Raw genomic sequence first — 18,880 nt, 5'->3', positions numbered from 1 at the left:
GACGCACTCTGGGAATACTACCCACAACGGCGCTGCGGGCGGGGGAGTTCTCGGCCCCCGCCCGCAGTGTCAGCCGATCAGGCTCGGCTGCAGATCGCGCAGCGTGCGCCGGTGCGTCATGCGGGTCACCCCGATGGCGGCGAGCAGCAGGGCGCCGACCAGCCAGATCCCGAGCACTACCAGATCCCACCCGGCCCTGGCGAGATTGCCCCCGTACATGAGCTGTCGCATGGCGTCGACCACGTAGCCGAGCGGCAGCACATGGTGCAGCGCGGCCAGGGGAGCGGGGAGCGTCTGCCAGGGGAAGGTGCCTCCGGCGGTGACGAGCTGCAGCACCATGAGCACCAGGCCCAGGAACTGACCGACTGAGCCGAGCCAGACGTTCAGGGTGAGGATGATCGCCGCGAACGTCGCCGACGCGAAGATCATCACACCCAGCGTGCCGATGGGGTTGTTGAACGTGAAGCCCAGGGTGATCGCGAGAATGCCCATGAGCCCGACCATCTGCACCGCGCCCAGCATCGCGGGAGTCAGCCAGCCGGCCAGAGTCACCCGGATCGGAGAGTGCAGCGCGGTCACGGCGCGGCGAGAGACCGGCTTGACGATGAGGAACAGTGCGTAGATGCCGATCCAGGCCGACAGTGCGGCGAAGAACGGTGCGAGGCCTGCGCCGTAGTCCTCGGCCGACGCGACCTTGTCGCTCGACACCTTGACAGGGTCTGCGATCGTGTCGGCCTGCAGTGTTCGCAGTTCGGGGGTCGACACGGGGATCTGCTCCACCCCGTCGGAGAGACCGTCGCGCAGCTCGGCCGTGCCCGATGCGAGGGTGCTGAGCCCGTCGCGCAGTTGGGCCGCGCCGTCGTTCGCCGCAGCCGCGCCCGTCGCCACGGTCTGCGCGCCGCCGGCGAGGGTCTGCGCGCCGCTGGCGAGCTGTGAGGCACCGGATGCCAACGACTCGGCTCCGGCGGCGAGCTGGTCGACCTTGTCGACCGCGTTCTGCACGGTGGCGTTGCCCTCTTCGAGACGCGTGCCGAGCGGGTCGAGGGTCGCGAGGACCCGATCGATCTCCTCCTGCGTGAGGCCCTGATCCGTGAGGACCGTCGCGATGTCCTGTCGCGCCTGGGGCAGGGCATCCGTCGCGTGCTGCACTGCCGACCCGGCGCGGTCGGCGACGTCGGCCAGCTGTCGGTTGCCGTCGCTGACCTGCTGAGCCCCCGAGGCGAGGGTCGCCGCGCCGCCGGCGAGCTCAGACGCGCCGCCGGCGAGCTGCGACGTGCCGTCCGCGAGCTGAGATGTGCCGTCGGCGAGTGTGGCGCTGCCGGTCGCCGCGGTGTTGGCGCCGTCGGTGAGCTGGCTGGCCCCGTCGGCGGCGGTGACGAGGTTGTCTCGCACCTCGCTGAGTCCGGTGAGCAGGCGCTCTGCGGCTTCGCTGCCGACCATCTCGGCCACTGAGCTGCGGATCTTCTCGACCGCCTGGGTGCCCATGGACGACGCGAGGTAGTTGTTCGCGTCGTTGGTCTCGAGTTCGATGCGCGCCTGGTGGGGGTCGTCGCCCGCGGCCGAGGTCAGCGCCGCAGAGAAGTCATCGGGGATCGTCACGGTGAAGTCGACCGTGCCCTCGCGCAACGCGTCTGCGGCCTCGTCGGCCGACATCCGCTGCCAGTCGAAGGCATTGCCGTCGATGAGGTTCTCGGCGACGTCCTCGCCGTAGTTGACGGTCTCGCCGGTCTCGGCATCCGTTCCCGTGGTGGGGGCAAGTGCCCCGGCGTCATCGACGACCAGCGCCACCGGCACGTCAGGGAACTTCGCGTACGGGTCCTGGTTGGCCCAGAGGTACAGGCCGCCGTAGAGGATCGGCACGCACACGAGCGCGATCAGGGCGATGATGCCCATCTTGCTCGCGGTGAGGCGCCGCAGCTCGGCGGCGATCATGGCGGGAACCTTCATCGCTCGCCTCCGTTCTTCTCGGGGTCTGTGTCGGGCGTTTCGTCTCGGTCGGCTTCGCCGTCCTCGCTCAACGACCGGGGTTCTGTGTCTGGGTCGGGGGGCTCGCTCGACGAGCGGGGCGCGGGGTCTGGGGGAGAACCGAGAGGATCGGGCGTGTCCTCGGCGTGTTCGTCGTCGACACGCGGTGCCGTGGCGAGGTCGTCCGGGTTCTCCGGGACGGGGCCGGGGTCTGTGTCGGGCGTTTCGTCTCGGTCGGCTTCACCGCCATCGTTCGACGAGCGAGGGTCTGCGTCGGCTTCGACGCCATCGTTCGACGAGCGGGAGGCGTGGTCGAGCACGAGCGGTGGGATCGGGCCGGACGCGTTGATCGCCTCGAGCTCATGCATGCGTTCGAGGGCCACCGCTGCGGATCCACCGATGACGACGAGCATGGCGTAGCCGCGGTCGGCAAACTCCGATGCGATGCGCCACCAGCCGTCGGGGCTGCCGCCGTGGCGGTCGGGAGCGACGAGCACGATGCCTTCGGTGCCGTCGCGGAGGATCGCGAGCTCGCACAGGATCCGCACGCGTGCGGCCGGGTCGACGTTGCCGATCGGCACCCCGGCGAGGTCGCCGAAGCCGAGCTGGTTCAGCCAGCGGCGTGCGTGCAGCGGCGTCGCCCCGAGGCCGGCGAACATGAGCTCTTCGCCCACCACGCCTGCCAGGGTGATGTCGGGGTGCGGGTCGCTGACATCGGGAGCGTCGACGAGCGCGATCGTGCGGCGCAGGGCCTTGTTGTTCGCGTCGCCGTCGATCGTCACGCGTCCGGTGTCCGGGCGCATCCGTCCGCTGGCGATCAGGCCCAGCACGGTCGGTCGTTGCTCGGTCTCGGCGAGGGCGAAGCGCACCGCTCCGCTGTGGAACTCCAGGCTCGTCGTCGGCAGCGACTGACCGCCGCGACCCTTGCTCACCTCGTGCAGAGTGACTCTCATGCGCTGACCTCCTGCGATTCGGCGATGTCTGGGTGCGCGTTCAGCAGCTCGTCGGCTTCGCGCCATGAGAGCCCGGCGATGCTGAGCAGTGTGCGCACGGCGAGGCCGGCCGCGCCCGTGCTGTGGGCGTCCGTGCGCGAGACGACCGTGCGCGCGACCTCTTCGATGAGGCGGGCGAGGGTCGGGGCTGAGAGGTCGGTGCGGAAGCTGCCGTCTTCCTGCCCGCGACGCGCGAGGGCGGCGACGGTGCGGCGCAGGGGGGCGAGGGCGTCTGCGGTGTGCTGCACGTGGGCTTCGTCGAGGGCGAGCGCGGCGGCGACCTGAACGTGCGCGGCCTCCTGCCAGAGACGTGCGGCGAGGCGGGCCAGCGCGATGCGCGAGTCGGCGTCGGTGACGGACTCGGCGATCGCGTTGAAGCGCTGCGCTCCGACCGAGATCAGCTCGCGGATCAGTGCCTCGCGGTCGTCGAAGTGGCCGTAGAGCGTGCGGCGCGACAGGCCGGCGCTGCGGGCGATGACGTCGATCGAGGCGCGCGGGTCGGTCGCAAGGGTTGCGCGGGCCGCATCGAGGATTCCGGCGCGGTTCTCGACGGAGTCGCGGCGGGGAGCACGGGTGGTCATGCCCCCATTCTACGTATTGTGCACAGATGTGTGCAAGATAACTCGGGGGACTCACAGGGTCGCAGTGCACCGCGCGGGCAGAAAGAAGGGGGCGGATGCCGCAGCATCCGCCCCCCTCCAGAAGAACCGAGAGTCAGTCGGTGCCGGAGTCGAACGCAGCACCCTCGGATGCGGTGTCGACCGCGTCGGCGAAGTTCTCGTCGACCTCCTCGACGGAGCCCGTGATCTCGCCTGACTCGCCGGCGGTGACGCGTCCGACGAGCTCGCCGGTGGCGCCGCCGATGAGGCCGAGACCCGCGTACTGCTCGAGGCGCGAGCGCGAGTCGGCGATGTCGAGGTTGCGCATGGTCAGCTGTCCGATGCGGTCGACCGGGCCGAAGGCGGCGTCGCCGACACGCTCCATCGACAGCTTCTCGGGGCCGTACGACAGGTTGGGCGACGCGGTGTCGAGGATCGTCCAGTCGTCTCCGCGACGCAGGCGGATCGTGACGGTGCCCGAGATCGTGAGGCCGACCCAGCGCTGGATCGACTCGCGCAGCATGAGCGACTGCGGCTCGAGCCAGCGTCCCTCGTACATGAGGCGACCCAGGCGACGACCCTGCTCGTGGTACGTCGCGAGGGTGTCTTCGTTCAGGATGCCGTTGACGAGGCGCTCGTACGCGATGAAGAGCAGCGCCATGGCCGGGGCCTCGTAGATGCCGCGCGACTTCGCCTCGATGATGCGGTTCTCGATCTGGTCGCTCATGCCGAGGCCGTGGCGTCCGCCGATCGTGTTGGCCTCCATGACGAGGGCGACCGGGTCGGTGTACTCGACACCGTTGATGGCGACCGGGCGTCCGGCCTCGAACGTGACGGAGACGTCTTCGGTCTCGATCGCGACGGAGGGGTCCCAGAACTTGACGCCCATGATCGGGTCGACCGTCTCGAGCGAGACGTTCAGGTGCTCGAGGGTCTTCGCCTCGTGCGTGGCGCCCCAGATGTTGGCGTCGGTCGAGTACGCCTTCTCGACCGAGTCGCGGTAGGGGAAGTCGTGGGCGACGAGCCATTCGCTCATCTCCTTGCGGCCGCCGAGCTCGGTGACGAAGTCGGCGTCGAGCCACGGCTTGTACACGCGCAGGCGCGGGTTGGCCAGCAGGCCGTAGCGGTAGAACCGCTCGATGTCGTTGCCCTTGTAGGTCGAGCCGTCACCCCAGATGTCGACGCCGTCCTCCTTCATGGCGCGCACGAGCAGCGTGCCGGTGACGGCGCGGCCGAGGGGCGTGGTGTTGAAGTACGTGCGTCCGCCCGAGCGGATGTGGAAGGCGCCGCACGACAGCGCGACGAGACCCTCCTCGACCAGGGCGGTCTTGCAGTCGACCAGACGCGAGGCCTCGGCGCCGTACTCGAGCGCGCGGCCGGGGATCGACTCGATGTCGTCTTCGTCGTACTGCCCGAGATCGCCGGTATACGTGTAGGGGACGGCACCCTTGTCGCGCATCCACGCGACGGCGACGGAGGTGTCGAGTCCTCCGGAGAAGGCGATGCCGACGCGCTCGCCGACGGGAAGTGACTGGAGGACCTTGGACATGCTTCCCAGTCTATCGGCGGCGTGTCGGCTGTTTCGGACGGGAGGGAGGGAGTGACGAGGCCCGGTGTCAGCGCGCGGCGGCGGGCTCGAGCGTCTCCGGCTCGGCGGCGAGCTCGAGATTCTCACGTCGTTCGAGTTCTCGTCGCTGATGCGCCGCGTATCGGCCGCCCCAGTCGGTCAGGGCTTCGACGAGGGGCATCGACCCTCGGCCGAGGTCGCTCAGTCGGTACTCGACCTTGGGCGGGACCTGCCGGTACACCGTGCGGATGAGAAGCCCGTTGTCCTCCAGCTCACGCAGCTGACGGGTGAGCACACGAGCGGTCGGCTCGTCGAGCAGCCTGCTGAGCTCGCCGAATCGCAGCACCTCGTGCTCGTCGAGAAGGCTGAGGATGCTGGGCTTCCAGGCTCCGCCGATCACAGCGATCGAGATCTCCGCGTCGCACGCGTCGCCCCACTCCCGGACGATGCGCTCCGTCTTCTCCCTCATGGGATCCGCCTTCCGTTCCGTCTCATCGCGGCCATAGTATCCAGACAGTCACTATCTACCATCCATGACCGTACTTGTCTGAAGTGTACTCAGGACACGAGACTGATGCGGTGACCTTCCCGATTCCCACGGCATCCGCTCGACCGCGCACCGCCCTGCATCCGTGGCTCGCCATGATCCCGCTGCTTCTCGGCATCCTGATCGGGGCGCTCGCGATCAGCAGCATGTCGACCGCGCTGCCGGCGATCCGCGGCGACCTCGCCCTCAGCGACAGCGGTGCGCTGTGGCTCGTCGACATCTATGCGCTCTCGTTGGCGGCGACCCTGATCATCGCCGCCCGGATCGGTGACGCGTTCGGTCGCAAGCGCATCGTGCTCGCAGGACTCGCGGGCTTCGCCGTGCTCAATCTGGTGGGCGGATTCGCTCAGGACGGGATGCTGCTGATCGTCGTGCGCGCGCTGCTCGGCGTCGCGGAAGCCTTCGTGGTCGCGGGCGTCGTCGCCACGATCGGGGCGCACTATCACGCACGGCAGCGCGTGCTGGCCTACGGACTGTGGACCGCGACCTTCGGCGCGGGCAGTGCGCTCGGACCCGTGCTCGGCGGGCTCGTCACCGAGGGACCCGGATGGCGGTGGCTGCTGCTGGGCAGCGTCCCGCTAGCGGTCGTCGCCGGTGTGCTCGCGATCTGGCTCGTGCCTGACTCCCGCAGCTCCCGGCCGCCCTCGTGGGACATCCTCAGCATCGTGTCGTCGATCGTCGCGCTCGGCGCCCTCGTCTTCGCCCTGCACGAGGTGCTCGCCGCCCCCGTCGCCGCGGGCATCGCCGGCGTGGTCGCGGTCGGCACGCTCGTCTTCTTCATCCGACGCCAGCGCGCCCTCGCCGAACCCCTCATCGACATGCGGCTCTTCCGAGTCCCCGGCTTCAGCCCTGCGATCGTGCGCATCGTGGCGAGCGGCGGAGTGTCGACGGCATCCGTCCTGCTGGTGAGCCTGCACCTGCAGGATGCCAGGGGGTTCAGCGCGGCCGAAGCCGGCATCGCGATCCTTCCGCAGGCGATGGCGATCGCGCTCGGCGGAGTGCTCGCCCCCCTGTTCCTGCGGTGGCTGAGCTCGCCCACGCTCACGGTGCTCGCTCTCGTGGTGCAGGGCGCGGGGCTCGTCTGGCTGTCGACCGGAGTCGATCTCGTCGCGTTGCCGCTCGTGTTGGTCGGGGCGGGGTTCGGGGTCGCGGCGACGCTGGCCGCGACCACGCTCTTCGACGTGACGACCGAAGACGACGCCGGTCAGGTGGGCGCGATCCAGGAGGTCGGCTTCGCCCTCGGCGGCGGCCTCGGCATCGCGGTGCTCGGCACGATCGCCGTGATCGCAGGGTCTCGCGGTTTCGTCGTCGCGCTGCTCATCGCAGCCGGGGCGGTCGTCGCCGCGGCACTCCTGCCGCTGTGGCGGCGCACAGCTCCCCACCCCGTCTCCCACTGAAGAAAGGCCATCCGTGTCAGCATCACGCCCGACCGTCCACTGGATCTACGCCCACCCGCAGGAGAACTCGTTCAACGCGCGACTGTTCCGCGACGGAGTCGAAGCGCTCTCGCGCGACCACGACGTCGAGATCACCGACCTGTACGCTCAGCGGTTCGACCCCGTCCTCGCGTCCCAGGATCTGGGCCAGCCGCACGGCAGGGAAGGCAACCTCGTCGATCTGATGGGCGAGGCGTTCGCCGCGGGGCAGCTGCCGCCGGATGTGATCGAGGAACAGCGCAAGCTCGCGGCCGCCGATCTCGTCGTGCTGCAGTTTCCGCTGTGGTGGTACGGGCCGCCGGCGATCCTCAAGGGGTGGTTCGACCGCGTGCTCACCAACGGGTTCGCGTATGGCACCTCCGATGCCGAGACCGGTCTTCCGCTGCGCTACGGCGAGGGGCCTCTCGCCGGGCGGCGAGCCCTCGTGATCGTCACGGCAGGCGAGGACGACCGTTCCATCGGAGAACGGGGCGTCAGCGGTGATCTGGACTCGCTGATGTTCCCACTCACCCACGGAACCCTCTGGTACACCGGCATCGAACCGCTCGACCTGCACGTCGTCCACGATGCCGACGGGTTGGACTCGGCGGGCGTCGATCACGAGAGCGCCCGCCTGCTCGAACGACTCTCGGGGGTCCGCGACGAGTCGCCGAGCAGTCCGTATCGCCGGCTGCGCGACGGCGACTACCACGGCACCCGGGCGCTCCGACAGGATCTGCTCCCAGGTCGCACCGACCTCGGCATCCATCGCATCCAGGTCGGCTGAACGGAGCGGGCGCGGCGGCGACGCGCGTGGGCGAGCCGGATCCATCCGCGATTTCCATCCCGACGGTGGCAGAGTTGCCTTGAAGGAGGTCGGTATGGGTGCAGCGATCCTGTGGGGCGTCGTCGCGGCATCGCCCCTGATCATCGGAGCCGCGCTCGCCCTGCTGCGCACCTGGCCACCGCGGTGGCTGGGCATCGTGCTCGGCTTCGGCGCGGGCGCCCTCATGGCGTCCATCGCGTTCGAGCTGTGGGAGGAGGGACTCGATCTCGCGGGCCCCATCCCCCTGATCGTCGGCGTCGTCGCGGGAGCCCTCGCGTACTTCATCGCCGACCGGATCCTCGATGCGCGAGCGGCGAAGTCGAAGGACAGCGGCGCGGGTGTCCCACTCGCGCTCGGCGCGCTGCTCGACGGCATCCCCGAGCAGCTCGTGCTGGGCATCGGCCTCGCCTCCGGTGAACCGGTGAGCATCGCGCTCGTCGTGGCGATCGTGGTCTCGAACCTGCCCGAGTCGATCGGCTCGGCCGCCGATCTGCTGAAAGGCGGCATGGCCAAGTCGCGCGTGCTGCTGCTCTGGGCCGGTATCTCGGTGATCTGCGCGCTCGCGACCGTCGCGGGCTTCGGCCTGGCGAGCGCGACCGGAGATGAGTTCCGTGCGGGCGCGAGCGGCTTCGCGGCCGGTGCCCTGCTCGTCATGCTCGTCGACTCGATGGTCCCGGATGCGCAGGAGAAGGCGAAGCAGGTGACGGGGCTTGCGACGGTGCTGGGATTCGCGCTCGCCGCGGGGCTCTCGCTCGCGAGCTGAATCGGGCGTCGCGAGATCAGACGAGTGCGACCGCCCCTCGTGTTGATAAGCAGGTCAGCGCTGGTCAGCGAATCGAAGCTCTCTGATGTCGTCAGCCGAGAGGGGCGTCCCACAGCCTCGGATGACTAGGCGCCCGTCCTCCTCCGCGAGGTTGTCGCGCCCTGATTTTTCCATGGTTGTCTCCATGCCATGACGCTACCCCCGGGGTGGTACAGACACCAGAACTCAGAACCCGGGGTACTCCTGCAGCTTCTGCTCGAACTCGGCGCGGTCGGCGTCGCTGAGCACAGCGCTCGCGATGACGACCATCTGCAGCCCCTCGAGCGGTTCTCCGGTGCGGGCGCTCTGCGCCTCTCTGGTCTTCAGGAAGTCGCCGGACGGATCGTTCGAGAGGTCGAAGATGTTCGTGTAGAACCGCATCGGGTCGGGGTAGTTCTCGGTGTAGTACTCCCACGTGTGCTGCTCGCGGGGGTCCTCGCTGCCGTAGAGCTTCGCGATCATCGACGGATCGATGCCCGAATACTCGCCGTTGAACGAGTACAGCGACGGCAGGCCGTGCGCGGCGACGACCTCGTCGATCGTGGCCATGACCTCGAGCTTCAGGCTGTAGTCCTGGATCGGCTCGCTGGTCGCCCAGCCCACGGACGTGTACTCGACGAGCATCGACTCTCCGCCGTAGCCGTTGCGCTCTGGGCGCAGATCCTCGTCGCCGACCTGCACCCACTCGTACCCGTATTCGTCGGTGACGCGCTCGCGGATGTCGGCGAACAGGCTGTCGGCCTCGGCCCGCACGTCTTCGAGCGACTGCTGCCGCAGAGCATCCTGAGGATCCGTGCCCCTGATGCCGGGGTAGGCCTCTTCGTGCTTCTGCTCCTCGGTCTTCATGCCGTCATAGCTGCCCGAGGCCGAGGTCTGCAGTGCACCGATGCCGCCCACCGTGGCGACGTTGAAGATCAGGGTGACCGCAAGGGCGACGGCTCCCAGGGTGCGTCCGCGGGCGGTGAACATCGCACCGATGATGACGGCGACGACCACGAGCTGCAGAGCCAGCATGGTCACGCCGTAGAGTGCGTCGGTCGCTCCGATCGCCAGGGTGATGAGGAGGATCAGAGCGAACAGGATGCCGAGGATCAGAGCGACCCAGCCGAGTGCGTTCGCCGGTTTCTTCTCCTCCGTCGAGGCTTCGGCCGCGGTCGCCGTGCCCGACATGGCCGGGGAGCCCGGATGCTGCACGACGGGACCGGCCTGACGGCGTGCGTTGCGATAGCCTCCGGGCGGCGGAACTGGTGGTGCCCCCTCGGTGCCGGCGACGTAGCGGGCCCTCTGCTTCTCGTGATCCATCACCATGGCTTGTCCGTTCCCGAGCCGCCGCCGTCGTCGCCCTGCTGCTGATCGCGCTCCTGCGTGCCCTGCTCGAGCTTCTCCTCGAGCTCTTCGAGCTTCTCGTCCGAGGGCTGCGGCTCCTGCTCCTGCTGTTCCTCGGGGGGTGGCTGCTGCTCGTTCTGCTGCTTCTGCTTGAGACGGTCTTCGAGGTCATCCTGGCTCTGCTGCATGTCGCGGTCAGGGTCGGATGACTGCTCCTGCGCCTCGTCGCTGTTGCACTCCTCCGGCGTCTCGGTCGTGACGGTGAGCGCCTCGCCATAGAACTCGGCGGCCGCAGCGCCGTCGCCCTCGGTGCGCGCGGCGTCGCCCATGCGCTCGAGGACGAGCGCCAGGTTGATGCGCACCGTGCACACCTCGAGGCCGGTCGCCAGGTCGAGCGACTCCTCGAGCTTCGCCCGCGCCTCCGGCAGCTTCTCGGCCCCGGCCAGTGCGGTGCCCACGTTGAACGGCGCCTTGTAGGGCTCGAACCAGTTGAGGAACTCCTGGCCGCGGGCCGATGCCTCAGAACCCGCGTAGTCGTCGGCCACGTAGGCGGTGATCGACTGGTGCGCGAACGCGTACATGCTGAGGATCTTGCCGACGAACAGCAGGGCGGCCAGCGCGAGGGGCAGTGTGCCGATCGCGATCCACCGACGGATGCTGCGTCGGCGACGATTCGAGGCCAGCAGGGCGGCGGCGGCTGATGCCCTCAGGTCTTCGGGGCTGCCGGATGGCGTCGCGCCTGCGCGGGCGGACAGGTCGGTCATGCGGCACCTCCGCCGGTCGGGCTCTTCCGGCGGCGGGACGACGACGGCGCTCGCAGCAGACGCAGTCGGGCGACGAGCATGCTCGCCCTTGTGAGCTCCACGCCGAGCAGCGCCACCACGACGAGGGCGGCGATCCAGTACAGCTCGGTCACATTGCCGACCGTTCCCGACTCGGCATAGCTGGTGGTGGTCGACGGAGCCTCGGGCAGGATCAGCTCGGCATCCGCGGTGCGGTGCTGGTAGTCGACGCCGAGATCCGCGGCGATCGCCTCGAGGTTCGCCTCGTCGATCACCGACAGTGCGTTCGCCCCCTGATACTCGATGTACCCACTCGATGACCCATCCACGCTGCCCGTGTTGAGTTTCATCGGGCCGCCTTCGGCGGTGCCGTAGCCGAGCACCGCGCCGGCATCCGTGAGCTTCTCGCTGCCGTCGAAGGGCTCGGGCGGCGACGTCACCGTCTGCTCGCCGTCGCCGAAGTAGAAGACCATGCGCGAGCGGTCGGGCGAGGCCTCGGCCGCGTTCGACAGCGTGTCGGCGAGCAGCTGGTTGGCGATGCCGATCGAGCTGCCGCGCGACTGGCTCGTCACCTCGGGCCGAAGCACCTCGAGCGAGGAGACGAGCGCGGTCGTGTCGGTCGTGAGCGGCATGCGCAGGTCGGCCGAAGCGTCGAAGGTGATCAGGGCGAAGCGGGCGCCCGGGTACTCGTCGACGATCGTCTGCACGTCGGCGCGGACGCCGTCCAGGCGCGGTTCGTCGCCGTTCCAGTCCTCGGCGACGATGCTCGCGGTCGTGTCGACGACGAGCACGATGTCTGTGTCGGTCGCCAGCGTCTCGGTCGCGCCCCCGGGGATGCCCGGCCGCAGGAACATGACGAAGCAGGCCAGCAGCATGACCAGCCGCATGGCCCACAGCGCCTTGTCGCGTCCCTTGGCCTTCGTCAGCGCGATCACGGCGAGAGCGGCCACCGGCGCGCAGAGAAGCGCCAGGAGGAAGACGTTGAGCACGGGCTGGAAGATCACAGTCTCACCCTCCAGAGCACGACGATGAACGAGAGCATCGAGATCATCAGCACGACGATCCAGAGGTTCGGGGCGTCGGTCCAGACGACCTGCGCCTGACCCTTCAGCGCGGCCGCCTCCTGCTCCTGCACCTGGGCGACGATGTCGCTCACGGTGGTCGTGTCGCGCAGGCCGAAGGCCTGGCCGCCCGTCGCCTCGGCGGCCTTCGTGAGCTCGGCGCTGACGTCGGCATCCTTGCCCTGCACCGGGTTGAGCGCGAACACCCGGACCCCGTTCGAATCGGCGTACGCCGCAGCCTCGTCGAGAGTCACGATCGAGGCGCCGTTGACCTCGTTGTCGGTGGCGAAGATGATCGACCGCGACCGCTCGTCGTCGGGGTGGTCGAATGCCATGGCACATGCGGCCAGACCGTCGCCGATCAGCGAGGCGCCGTTGCCGTTGAGCGTGCCGACCCAGTGCTCGGGGATCGACTCGCTGAACTCGAAGCTCTCGCGGATGCTCCGCAGGTGGTCGCTGATGAACTCGTAGTCATCGGTCAGGGGGAAGATCTGCACGGGCGAGCTGTTGAAGATTGTGAGGCCGATGCGCTCGCCCTCGAAATCCTCGAGCAGTTCCTCGAAGACCGTGAGCACCTCGACGTCGACCTCGCTCATCGAGCCCGAGACGTCGAGGCACAGCATGATGTCGCGGCTCGTGTTGACGGGCTGGATGGTCTGCGACGCCATCGGGCGCGCCGAGACGACTCCGGCAGCCAGGGTCGCGACCACGCCGATCAGCAGGATGCTCGACAACGCCAGCACACGTCGGTTCAGCGCCTGCCGGAAGGTCGGCAGCGCGCGCAGGCGTTCGGCGCGGGCGACACGCGCCCGCTCGTGCTCGTCGGTCTTCGCATGGCTGCGCAGACCGATCACGATGCCGAGCGCGATCGCGATCACGACGACGCCGACGGCGACGAGGATGAGCCACCCGTTCGCTAGTGCCACGTGCGCACCACCGTTCTGGCCGCCTCGGCGCCTGCGATCGGATCGATCGCGGGGCCGGGTCGGAAGATGCTCGGGTAATAGTGGCGCCCCATGGCGTCGACGAGGGCGGGGTGCACTCCGCGAGACACGAGATCGTCGAGCGCGAGCACCGGGGCTTCGAGTCCGCTGTACTCGTTCACGAAGGTGCGCACCACACGGCTGAGCTCGAGGTTCGCATTGCGGGCCGAGAGCGCGCGTGCGCGGTAGTCGTCTTCGATGCGCTGGATGCGGTCGAAGTACTCGACCCTCAGCTGCGACAGCACATCGGTCGTGAGCAGAGTGGGCCCCTGCGCGTCGCGGGTCAGCGTGAGGTCGCGCCGCGGACGCGTCAGAGCGACGATCAGCCACGCCGCCGCGATGATCAGCAGCAGGATGCCGAAGGCGAGCAGGAGCCATCCCCAGCCGTACTGGAACGGCGGGTAGAGCTCATCAGAGCCGGGCATTCGACCTCCGATTCAGCAGCTGCAGCAGCTGCGAGACGGCGTCGTCCTGGCCGGCCAGAACGCTGTGGCTGATCTCCATGCGCTTGAGCAGCTCTGCCAGACGCGCAGCGTCGGCCTCGGTCTGCGCGGCGAGCTCACGGATGATGTCGGGGTCGCCCTGCACGAAGTCGGGCACCTCCCACATGCTGTCGACATCGCTGCGGATGGTGCCCGTCGCGTGGTCGAGCACCGGGTCGGCATCGCTCACGGTCAGCCACAGCACGTCGTGCTGCACGCGCAGTCGGCGCAGCATCCGCTCTGTCGCTTCGGTGACCGGAGCCTCGTCGGTGATGACGACGACGATCATGCGCCGCGAGATCGTGCGGGTGACGTACGACAGCAGCGCGTCTCGGTCGCTCGACGCCGTGCTCGCGTCGATCGACTGGTCGATCGTGCGCAGGGCGTGTTCGAGCGCGCCCTCGCTGCGGCCCGGTGCGCGCCGGCGGATGCGGTCGGAATCGCCGTAGACGAGAGAGAAGTCGTCACCGTGGCGCAGCGCGAGCACACCGAGCACGCCGGTGGCGAGGATCGCGAGGTCCTTCTTCGACCTCTCGTCGTGCGCGAGCGCGGCCATCGAACGGCCGGTGTCGACCACGAACAGGATGGTGTGCATGCGCATCGCGCGGTGTCGCTTGACCAGCGGGGTGCCCAGCCGAGCCGTGGCGCGCCAGTCGATGTCACGCACCTGATCGCCGTACTCGTACTTGCGCAGATCCTCGAAGTCGAGGCTGCGGCCGTGCAGCAGCGACGCGTAGGCGCCGTCGAGCGCGTGCAGCGACTTGCGCGACGAGTGGATGAAGAGCTTGCTCTTCACCTGGGCGATCAGGCTGGACATGGCGGGTGGGTCCCTGAGCGTGTCGAAGGTCAGGGTGTGGGCACTGCGGCGAAGATCTGGTCGATGATCTCCTCGCTGCGGATGCCGTCTGCGTCGGCCTCGAAGGTCAGCAGCACGCGGTGGCGCAGCACGAGGTGGCGCAGCGAGCGGATGTCCTCCGGGATCACGTGGCCACGGCCGTTCAGCAGCGCCAGCGCCCGGGATGCCTGCAGGAACGCGATGCTCGCCCGGGGGCTCGCGCCGTACTTGATGAAGCGGGCGCGCTCCTCGCCGATGTACGGCGCGGGGTTGCGAGTGACGTAGGCGATCGAGACGATGTAGTTGCGGATCGCCGGGTCGACGTAGATGCGGCTCGCGACGTCCTGCAGCATGTGCACGTCGTCGAGGCTGATCGCGCTCGAGACGTGGCGGTCGGGGTCGAGCACACCCGAGTCGATGCGCCCGAGGATCTCGAACTCCTCGGCGGGGCTCGGGTACTCGACGATCTCCTTCAGCAGGAAGCGGTCCATCTGCGCCTCGGGCAGCTCGTAGGTGCCCTCCTGCTCGATCGGGTTCTGCGTCGCGATCACGAGGAAGGGCTTGGGCAGGTGGTGCACCTCGCCGCCGATCGTGGTCTGGTGCTCCTGCATCGCCTCGAGCATGGCGCTCTGGGTCTTGGCGCTCGAGCGGTTGATCTCGTCGAGCAGCACGAAGTTCGCGTGCACCGGGCCGAGCACGGTGCGGAACGATCCGGTCGCCGCGTCGTAGATCTGGTTGCCGGTGATGTCGCTGGGAAGCAGGTCGGGCGTGCACTGGATGCGCTTGAACTGCGCCCTCACGGTGTCGGCGAGCGTGCTCGCAGCGGTCGTCTTCGCGAGTCCCGGAACGCTTTCGAGCAGGATATGCCCACCCGCGATCAGCGAGATCAGCAGGCTCATGCGCAGACGCTCCTGGCCGACCATCTTCGCGGAGTACGCGTCTGACACGGTCTTGAGCACGGCGGTCGCGCGCTGGAGCTCAGCTTCGGTGGGGGCTTCTGACTTCTTGCTCGCCGACGTCGACGCCGCGGGTGCCGCGGGTGCGGATGCCGATGCGGCGGCGCGGGTCGCAGGAGCGGGCGGGGCAGGTGGGGCTGCCTGGGTGGAGGGCGCGGGCGGAGGCGGCGGCGTCGAACCTGCAGAGGGGCCGGGCGCGTAGGGCTCGTTCATCGGTATGTCTCCTCGTTCCCACGGGGGGACGCGTCGACGACCCCCCGTCGACCAGCGTAACCGCATCCGGTCTCTCCGCTCCGGCCCGGCGACGGATACAGGTCGAGCTCTCGGCGGTCCGATCAGACGGCGGCAGGGACGGGAGCACCGCGCTTGCGCCCGACCCACACCACGAAGCACGCGACGCCGATGATGGCGATCGCGATGCCGACGATGTATCCCGAGACGCCGAGGTAGCCGCCGGGCACCAGATGCGGGTTGAGGAACGGATACGGGTACCACCAGGTCTCACCAGTGGCGGGGGCGATGATGAGGTTCGCGCGGATCATCGTGTAGACGACCCAGACGATCGGGAAGATCGTGATGATCGCGACGGCGCTCCAGCGCAGCGCGCGTCGACGCGGCGCGAACAGCAGATCCGCGAGCAGGAACAGCGGGATCACGACGTGCAGCACCTCGTTCGACCACGGCACGGTCACACCCTGGGGCAGCTCGACGCCTCGCAACAGCGTGTTGTAGACGATGCCGGTGACGATCATGTAGGTGCTCACGCAGGCCAGGATGATCGCGAACCAGGTCGGCTCCGGCTCGGTGCCGCGGCGGTGGCGCAGTGACCAGATCGCGCCGATCGCCAGAACCATCACCGCGAGCACGTTCGACAGGATTGTGAAGAAGCTGAAGAAGTTCGCGGCGACAGTAGGCAGGTGCTGACCCCACTCGGTGGTGGCCGCGAGAGCGTTCTCGATGCTGCGGGCGAGCTGCGCGGCGATCGCCGCGAGTCCGAGCACCGCCGCTGCGAGGCGTGCGTAGGGCCACCAGGTCTTCATTTCGCCTCCGCGCACACTTTATCGGTCAGTATGCCGGTCGACGCTAGACCGATATGTCGGTATCTCGACACTGGTCGCGAAGCGATGGGAGGCGCAGTGGGTGGGTGGTCAAAAACGCGGGTGAAGTGCGGTGGGTGGTCAAAAGAACATCGGATGGTCGCGTGTGAGGTGCTTTCTTGGCCATGCACGGGCACAGCGCTCGCTGATCGGTCTCGGTGAGAGATCACGCACCGGGCGAACGCCGACGGTCAGGCGGAGCGACGGCCCCAGCGCATGCGGGTCACGAGCACTCCGAGCAGGCACAGCGCGCCGCCGATGAACATGAGCGGGGTCGGCACCTCGCCGAGGATCGCCCACGACATCAGGATCGCGATCGCCGGTACGACGTAGGTCGTCGCCGACGTCTGCCCGGCGGTGCTGCGCTGCAGCACGTACGCCCATGTCGTGAAGGCGACCGCCGTCGGGAAGATGCCGAGATACACGACCCACAGTGTCGAGCCCAGCGGAGCCGTCTGCAGTACTCCGACCAGGTTGCCCACCCAGGGAATCAGCGCGACGGTGCCGGCTGCAGCGCCGAGGAACGTCAGGGTCGTCGCGTCGGATCCCGCGCTGAGCAGGTGCTTCTGCAGCAGAGTGCACCCCGCGTACAGCACGGCGGCGAGCAGCGCGAGCAGAAGGCCGGTGATGTCGGGACCCTCGCTCGTCGACGAGTTCATGCCGATCAGCACCACGCCGAGGAAGGCGATCGGCGCCCCGATGACGAGCGGCTTGGGGAACCCCTCGCGCAGGAACAGTCCGCTGAAGACCACGACCATGAGAGGCGCGAGGTTCACGACCATCGCCGCCGTGCCCGCGTCGAGGGTCCGCTCGGCGGCGTTGAGCGCGAGGTTGTAGACGCAGAACCAGCCGATGCCCCACACCGCCACGAGCCACCAGTGCCGGCGGTCGGGAAGCCGCAAGCCGTGACGCACCGCGATGATCGCGAGCACGGCAGTGCCCACCGCCATGCGCAGCAGCGCGAGCGCACCCGGATCGAAGTGCTCCCCTGCGCCGCGGATGCCGATGAACGCCGACGCCCACAGCACCACCGTCACCAGGGCGGCGATGAGCACGAGCGGTCCCTGCTTTCGGGGTGTCGCTGTGATCAGGGTGTCGTCGCGGCTCACGCGACCGGTCTTCGGCATTATCCGATCGTGCCACCGGCCACCGACATCGGCGATGCGCGCGAGCGACAGCATCCGATGCTTTTCCGCCAGTCCTCCGTCGACTCCGCTTCGGCCGCGCATCTGCAGGACGTGGGTCCCTCCACTCCACAGCCCGGAGGGTCGGCGAACGACCTTCGATAGGATGGAGCCGCCCGAAGAGGGCCAGCTCATCAGCCGGTGCAAACCCGGCGAAAGCAAGGGGGATACCCATGCCAGGAATCGTTATCGTCGGCGTCCAGTGGGGCGATGAGGGCAAGGGCAAGGCCACCGACCTGCTCGGCGAGCGCACCGACTGGGTCGTCAAGTTCAACGGCGGCAACAACGCGGGCCACACCGTCGTGGTCGGCAACGAGAAGTACGCGCTGCATCTGCTGCCCTCCGGCATCCTGTCGCCGGGAGTCACCCCGGTGATCGGAAACGGCGTCGTGATCGACCTCGAGGTGCTCTTCAGTGAGCTCGAGGCGCTCGGCGCCCGCGGCATCGACGTCTCGCGCCTCAAGGTGAGCGCCAACGCGCATCTGATCACGCAGTACCACCGCACGCTCGACAAGGTCACCGAGCGCTTCCTCGGCAAGCGCATGATCGGCACGACCGGCCGCGGCATCGGCCCGGCCTACGCCGACAAGATCAACCGCGTCGGCATCCGCGTGCAGGACCTGTTCGACGAGAACATCCTGCGCCAGAAGGTCGAGGGCGCCCTCGACCAGAAGAACCACCTGCTGGTGAAGATCTTCAACCGCCGCGCGATCACCGCCGACGAGATCGTCGAAGACCTGCTGTCGTACGCCGAGCGTCTGCGTCCGATGGTCGCCGACACCGGATACCTGCTCGACGAGGCCCTGCGCCGCGACGAGGTCGTGGTGTTCGAGGGCGGCCAGGCCACCATGCTCGACGTCGACCACGGCACCTACCCGTTCGTCACGTCGTCGTCGGCGACGGCCGGTGGCGCGTCGACCGGATCAGGCATCGGACCCGGCGCTCTCGACCGCATCGTCGGCATCGTCAAGGCTTACACGACCCGCGTCGGCTCCGGTCCGTTCCCGACCGAGCTGTTCGACGAGCAGGGCGAATGGCTGCGCTCGCGCGGCTTCGAGTTCGGCACCACCACCGGCCGGCCGCGCCGCGTCGGCTGGTACGACGCGCCGATCACGCGCTACGCGACCCGGGTCAACGGCATCACCGACCTCGTGCTCACCAAGCTCGACATCCTGACCGGACTCGAGCAGATCCCGGTGTGCGTGGCCTACGACGTCGACGGCCGGCGCTTCGACGAGGTGCCGGTCAACCAGACCGACTTCCACCACGCGACGCCCGTGCTCGAGTACTTCCCCGGTTGGAGCGAGGACATCTCGACCGCGCGCACCTTCGACGACCTGCCGAAGAACGCGCAGGACTACGTGATCGCGCTCGAGGGCATGAGCAACACGCGCATCTCTGTGATCGGCGTCGGCCCCGAGCGCGACCAGGTCATCGTGCGTCACGACCTGCTCGACTGAG

At 68.7% G+C, this 18,880-nt stretch carries 18 protein-coding genes; 4 read left to right on the top strand and 14 right to left on the bottom strand.

Annotation, left to right across the window (positions count from 1 at the left end; all coding sequences use genetic code 11):
* Positions 1–69: 69 nt before the first annotated feature.
* From ACLKOY_RS10870 to ACLKOY_RS10850, 5 genes are all read right to left on the bottom strand, one after another.
* Positions 70–1,947 carry a YhgE/Pip family protein gene (locus ACLKOY_RS10870; protein ID WP_436453639.1) on the bottom strand — a complete coding sequence of 626 codons (1,878 nt, stop codon included), beginning with the start codon at positions 1,945–1,947 and terminating at the stop codon, positions 70–72.
* Positions 1,944–2,918, bottom strand: a complete 975-nt coding sequence (locus ACLKOY_RS10865; protein ID WP_436453638.1) for a hypothetical protein — start codon at positions 2,916–2,918, stop codon at positions 1,944–1,946. Before ACLKOY_RS10865 ends, ACLKOY_RS10870 begins: the two co-directional genes overlap by 4 nt.
* Positions 2,915–3,538, bottom strand: a complete 624-nt coding sequence (locus ACLKOY_RS10860) for a helix-turn-helix domain-containing protein (RefSeq protein WP_363573161.1) — start codon at positions 3,536–3,538, stop codon at positions 2,915–2,917. The genes ACLKOY_RS10865 and ACLKOY_RS10860 overlap by 4 nt, the downstream gene beginning before the upstream one ends.
* Before the next feature lie 133 nt (positions 3,539–3,671).
* Positions 3,672–5,105: an argininosuccinate synthase gene (gene argG / locus ACLKOY_RS10855; RefSeq protein WP_436453637.1), complete on the bottom strand. Its 1,434-nt coding sequence runs from the start codon at positions 5,103–5,105 to the stop codon at positions 3,672–3,674.
* Positions 5,106–5,172: 67 nt separating this feature from the next.
* Positions 5,173–5,592 (bottom strand): winged helix-turn-helix transcriptional regulator, encoded by a 420-nt coding sequence (locus tag ACLKOY_RS10850; RefSeq protein ID WP_436453636.1) that lies wholly within the window; start codon positions 5,590–5,592, stop codon positions 5,173–5,175.
* 110 nt (positions 5,593–5,702) lie between these two features.
* On the opposite strand from ACLKOY_RS10850, the gene ACLKOY_RS10845 reads away from it, so the two are divergent.
* From ACLKOY_RS10845 to ACLKOY_RS10835, 3 genes are all read left to right on the top strand, one after another.
* The gene (locus ACLKOY_RS10845; RefSeq protein ID WP_436453635.1) at positions 5,703–7,067 is read left to right on the top strand and encodes an MFS transporter; all 1,365 of its coding nucleotides are present in this window, start codon (positions 5,703–5,705) and stop codon (positions 7,065–7,067) included.
* Between the two features lie 13 nt (positions 7,068–7,080).
* A complete protein-coding gene (locus tag ACLKOY_RS10840; protein ID WP_436453634.1) occupies positions 7,081–7,872 on the top strand; it encodes an NAD(P)H-dependent oxidoreductase in 792 nt (263 codons plus the stop codon).
* Positions 7,873–7,966: 94 nt separating this feature from the next.
* On the top strand, positions 7,967–8,674 hold the full coding sequence (locus ACLKOY_RS10835; protein ID WP_436453633.1) for a ZIP family metal transporter: 708 nt from the start codon (positions 7,967–7,969) through the stop codon (positions 8,672–8,674).
* Between the two features lie 225 nt (positions 8,675–8,899).
* On the opposite strand, the gene ACLKOY_RS10830 is transcribed toward ACLKOY_RS10835, so the two are convergent.
* The 9 genes from ACLKOY_RS10830 to ACLKOY_RS10790 all read right to left on the bottom strand — a co-directional run bounded on the left by ACLKOY_RS10830 (position 8,900) and on the right by ACLKOY_RS10790 (position 17,416).
* Positions 8,900–10,021, bottom strand: a complete 1,122-nt coding sequence (locus ACLKOY_RS10830) for a DUF4064 domain-containing protein (RefSeq protein WP_436453632.1) — start codon at positions 10,019–10,021, stop codon at positions 8,900–8,902.
* Entirely contained in the window at positions 10,015–10,803 is a 789-nt protein-coding gene (locus ACLKOY_RS10825) for a hypothetical protein (protein ID WP_436453631.1), read from the bottom strand. The genes ACLKOY_RS10830 and ACLKOY_RS10825 overlap by 7 nt, the downstream gene beginning before the upstream one ends.
* Positions 10,800–11,825: a vWA domain-containing protein gene (locus ACLKOY_RS10820; RefSeq protein WP_436453630.1), complete on the bottom strand. Its 1,026-nt coding sequence runs from the start codon at positions 11,823–11,825 to the stop codon at positions 10,800–10,802. The genes ACLKOY_RS10825 and ACLKOY_RS10820 overlap by 4 nt, the downstream gene beginning before the upstream one ends.
* The gene (locus ACLKOY_RS10815; RefSeq protein ID WP_436453629.1) at positions 11,822–12,808 is read right to left on the bottom strand and encodes a vWA domain-containing protein; all 987 of its coding nucleotides are present in this window, start codon (positions 12,806–12,808) and stop codon (positions 11,822–11,824) included. Before ACLKOY_RS10815 ends, ACLKOY_RS10820 begins: the two co-directional genes overlap by 4 nt.
* Entirely contained in the window at positions 12,799–13,290 is a 492-nt protein-coding gene (locus ACLKOY_RS10810) for a hypothetical protein (protein WP_436453628.1), read from the bottom strand. Before ACLKOY_RS10810 ends, ACLKOY_RS10815 begins: the two co-directional genes overlap by 10 nt.
* A complete protein-coding gene (locus ACLKOY_RS10805) occupies positions 13,277–14,164 on the bottom strand; it encodes a DUF58 domain-containing protein (RefSeq protein WP_436453627.1) in 888 nt (295 codons plus the stop codon). Before ACLKOY_RS10805 ends, ACLKOY_RS10810 begins: the two co-directional genes overlap by 14 nt.
* Positions 14,165–14,193: 29 nt before the next feature.
* Positions 14,194–15,351 carry an AAA family ATPase gene (locus ACLKOY_RS10800; protein ID WP_436453626.1) on the bottom strand — a complete coding sequence of 386 codons (1,158 nt, stop codon included), beginning with the start codon at positions 15,349–15,351 and terminating at the stop codon, positions 14,194–14,196.
* A gap of 122 nt (positions 15,352–15,473) precedes the next feature.
* The gene (locus ACLKOY_RS10795) at positions 15,474–16,178 is read right to left on the bottom strand and encodes a Pr6Pr family membrane protein (protein ID WP_436453625.1); all 705 of its coding nucleotides are present in this window, start codon (positions 16,176–16,178) and stop codon (positions 15,474–15,476) included.
* A gap of 248 nt (positions 16,179–16,426) precedes the next feature.
* Positions 16,427–17,416 carry a DMT family transporter gene (locus ACLKOY_RS10790; RefSeq protein WP_436453624.1) on the bottom strand — a complete coding sequence of 330 codons (990 nt, stop codon included), beginning with the start codon at positions 17,414–17,416 and terminating at the stop codon, positions 16,427–16,429.
* Positions 17,417–17,592: 176 nt separating this feature from the next.
* Between ACLKOY_RS10790 and ACLKOY_RS10785 the strand changes: the two genes are divergently transcribed.
* Positions 17,593–18,879, top strand: coding sequence for an adenylosuccinate synthase (locus tag ACLKOY_RS10785; protein ID WP_140035722.1), 1,287 nt, complete (start codon positions 17,593–17,595; stop codon positions 18,877–18,879).
* Position 18,880 lies beyond the last annotated feature (1 nt).

The organism is Microbacterium sp. K2 (genome assembly GCF_051365005.1).
Classification (GTDB): domain Bacteria; phylum Actinomycetota; class Actinomycetes; order Actinomycetales; family Microbacteriaceae; genus Microbacterium; species Microbacterium foliorum_B.
The sequence above is the reverse complement of the archived record's forward strand: the minus strand, read 5'-3'. Positions and strand labels throughout refer to the sequence as shown.

What these genes read in the sequence shown, in the direction of transcription:
- ACLKOY_RS10870 (WP_436453639.1), bottom strand. Translation starts at nt 1,947, where the DNA reads ATGAAGGTTCCCGCCATGATCGCCGCCGAGCTGCGGCGCCTCACCGCG.
- ACLKOY_RS10865 (WP_436453638.1), bottom strand. Translation starts at nt 2,918, where the DNA reads ATGAGAGTCACTCTGCACGAGGTGAGCAAGGGTCGCGGCGGTCAGTCG.
- ACLKOY_RS10860 (WP_363573161.1), bottom strand. Translation starts at nt 3,538, where the DNA reads ATGACCACCCGTGCTCCCCGCCGCGACTCCGTCGAGAACCGCGCCGGA.
- argG (WP_436453637.1), bottom strand. Translation starts at nt 5,105, where the DNA reads ATGTCCAAGGTCCTCCAGTCACTTCCCGTCGGCGAGCGCGTCGGCATC.
- ACLKOY_RS10850 (WP_436453636.1), bottom strand. Translation starts at nt 5,592, where the DNA reads ATGAGGGAGAAGACGGAGCGCATCGTCCGGGAGTGGGGCGACGCGTGC.
- ACLKOY_RS10835 (WP_436453633.1), top strand. Translation starts at nt 7,967, where the DNA reads ATGGGTGCAGCGATCCTGTGGGGCGTCGTCGCGGCATCGCCCCTGATC.
- ACLKOY_RS10830 (WP_436453632.1), bottom strand. Translation starts at nt 10,021, where the DNA reads ATGGTGATGGATCACGAGAAGCAGAGGGCCCGCTACGTCGCCGGCACC.
- ACLKOY_RS10825 (WP_436453631.1), bottom strand. Translation starts at nt 10,803, where the DNA reads ATGACCGACCTGTCCGCCCGCGCAGGCGCGACGCCATCCGGCAGCCCC.
- ACLKOY_RS10810 (WP_436453628.1), bottom strand. Translation starts at nt 13,290, where the DNA reads ATGCCCGGCTCTGATGAGCTCTACCCGCCGTTCCAGTACGGCTGGGGA.
- ACLKOY_RS10805 (WP_436453627.1), bottom strand. Translation starts at nt 14,164, where the DNA reads ATGTCCAGCCTGATCGCCCAGGTGAAGAGCAAGCTCTTCATCCACTCG.
- ACLKOY_RS10800 (WP_436453626.1), bottom strand. Translation starts at nt 15,351, where the DNA reads ATGAACGAGCCCTACGCGCCCGGCCCCTCTGCAGGTTCGACGCCGCCG.
- ACLKOY_RS10795 (WP_436453625.1), bottom strand. Translation starts at nt 16,178, where the DNA reads ATGAAGACCTGGTGGCCCTACGCACGCCTCGCAGCGGCGGTGCTCGGA.
- ACLKOY_RS10790 (WP_436453624.1), bottom strand. Translation starts at nt 17,416, where the DNA reads ATGCTGTCGCTCGCGCGCATCGCCGATGTCGGTGGCCGGTGGCACGAT.
- ACLKOY_RS10785 (WP_140035722.1), top strand. Translation starts at nt 17,593, where the DNA reads ATGCCAGGAATCGTTATCGTCGGCGTCCAGTGGGGCGATGAGGGCAAG.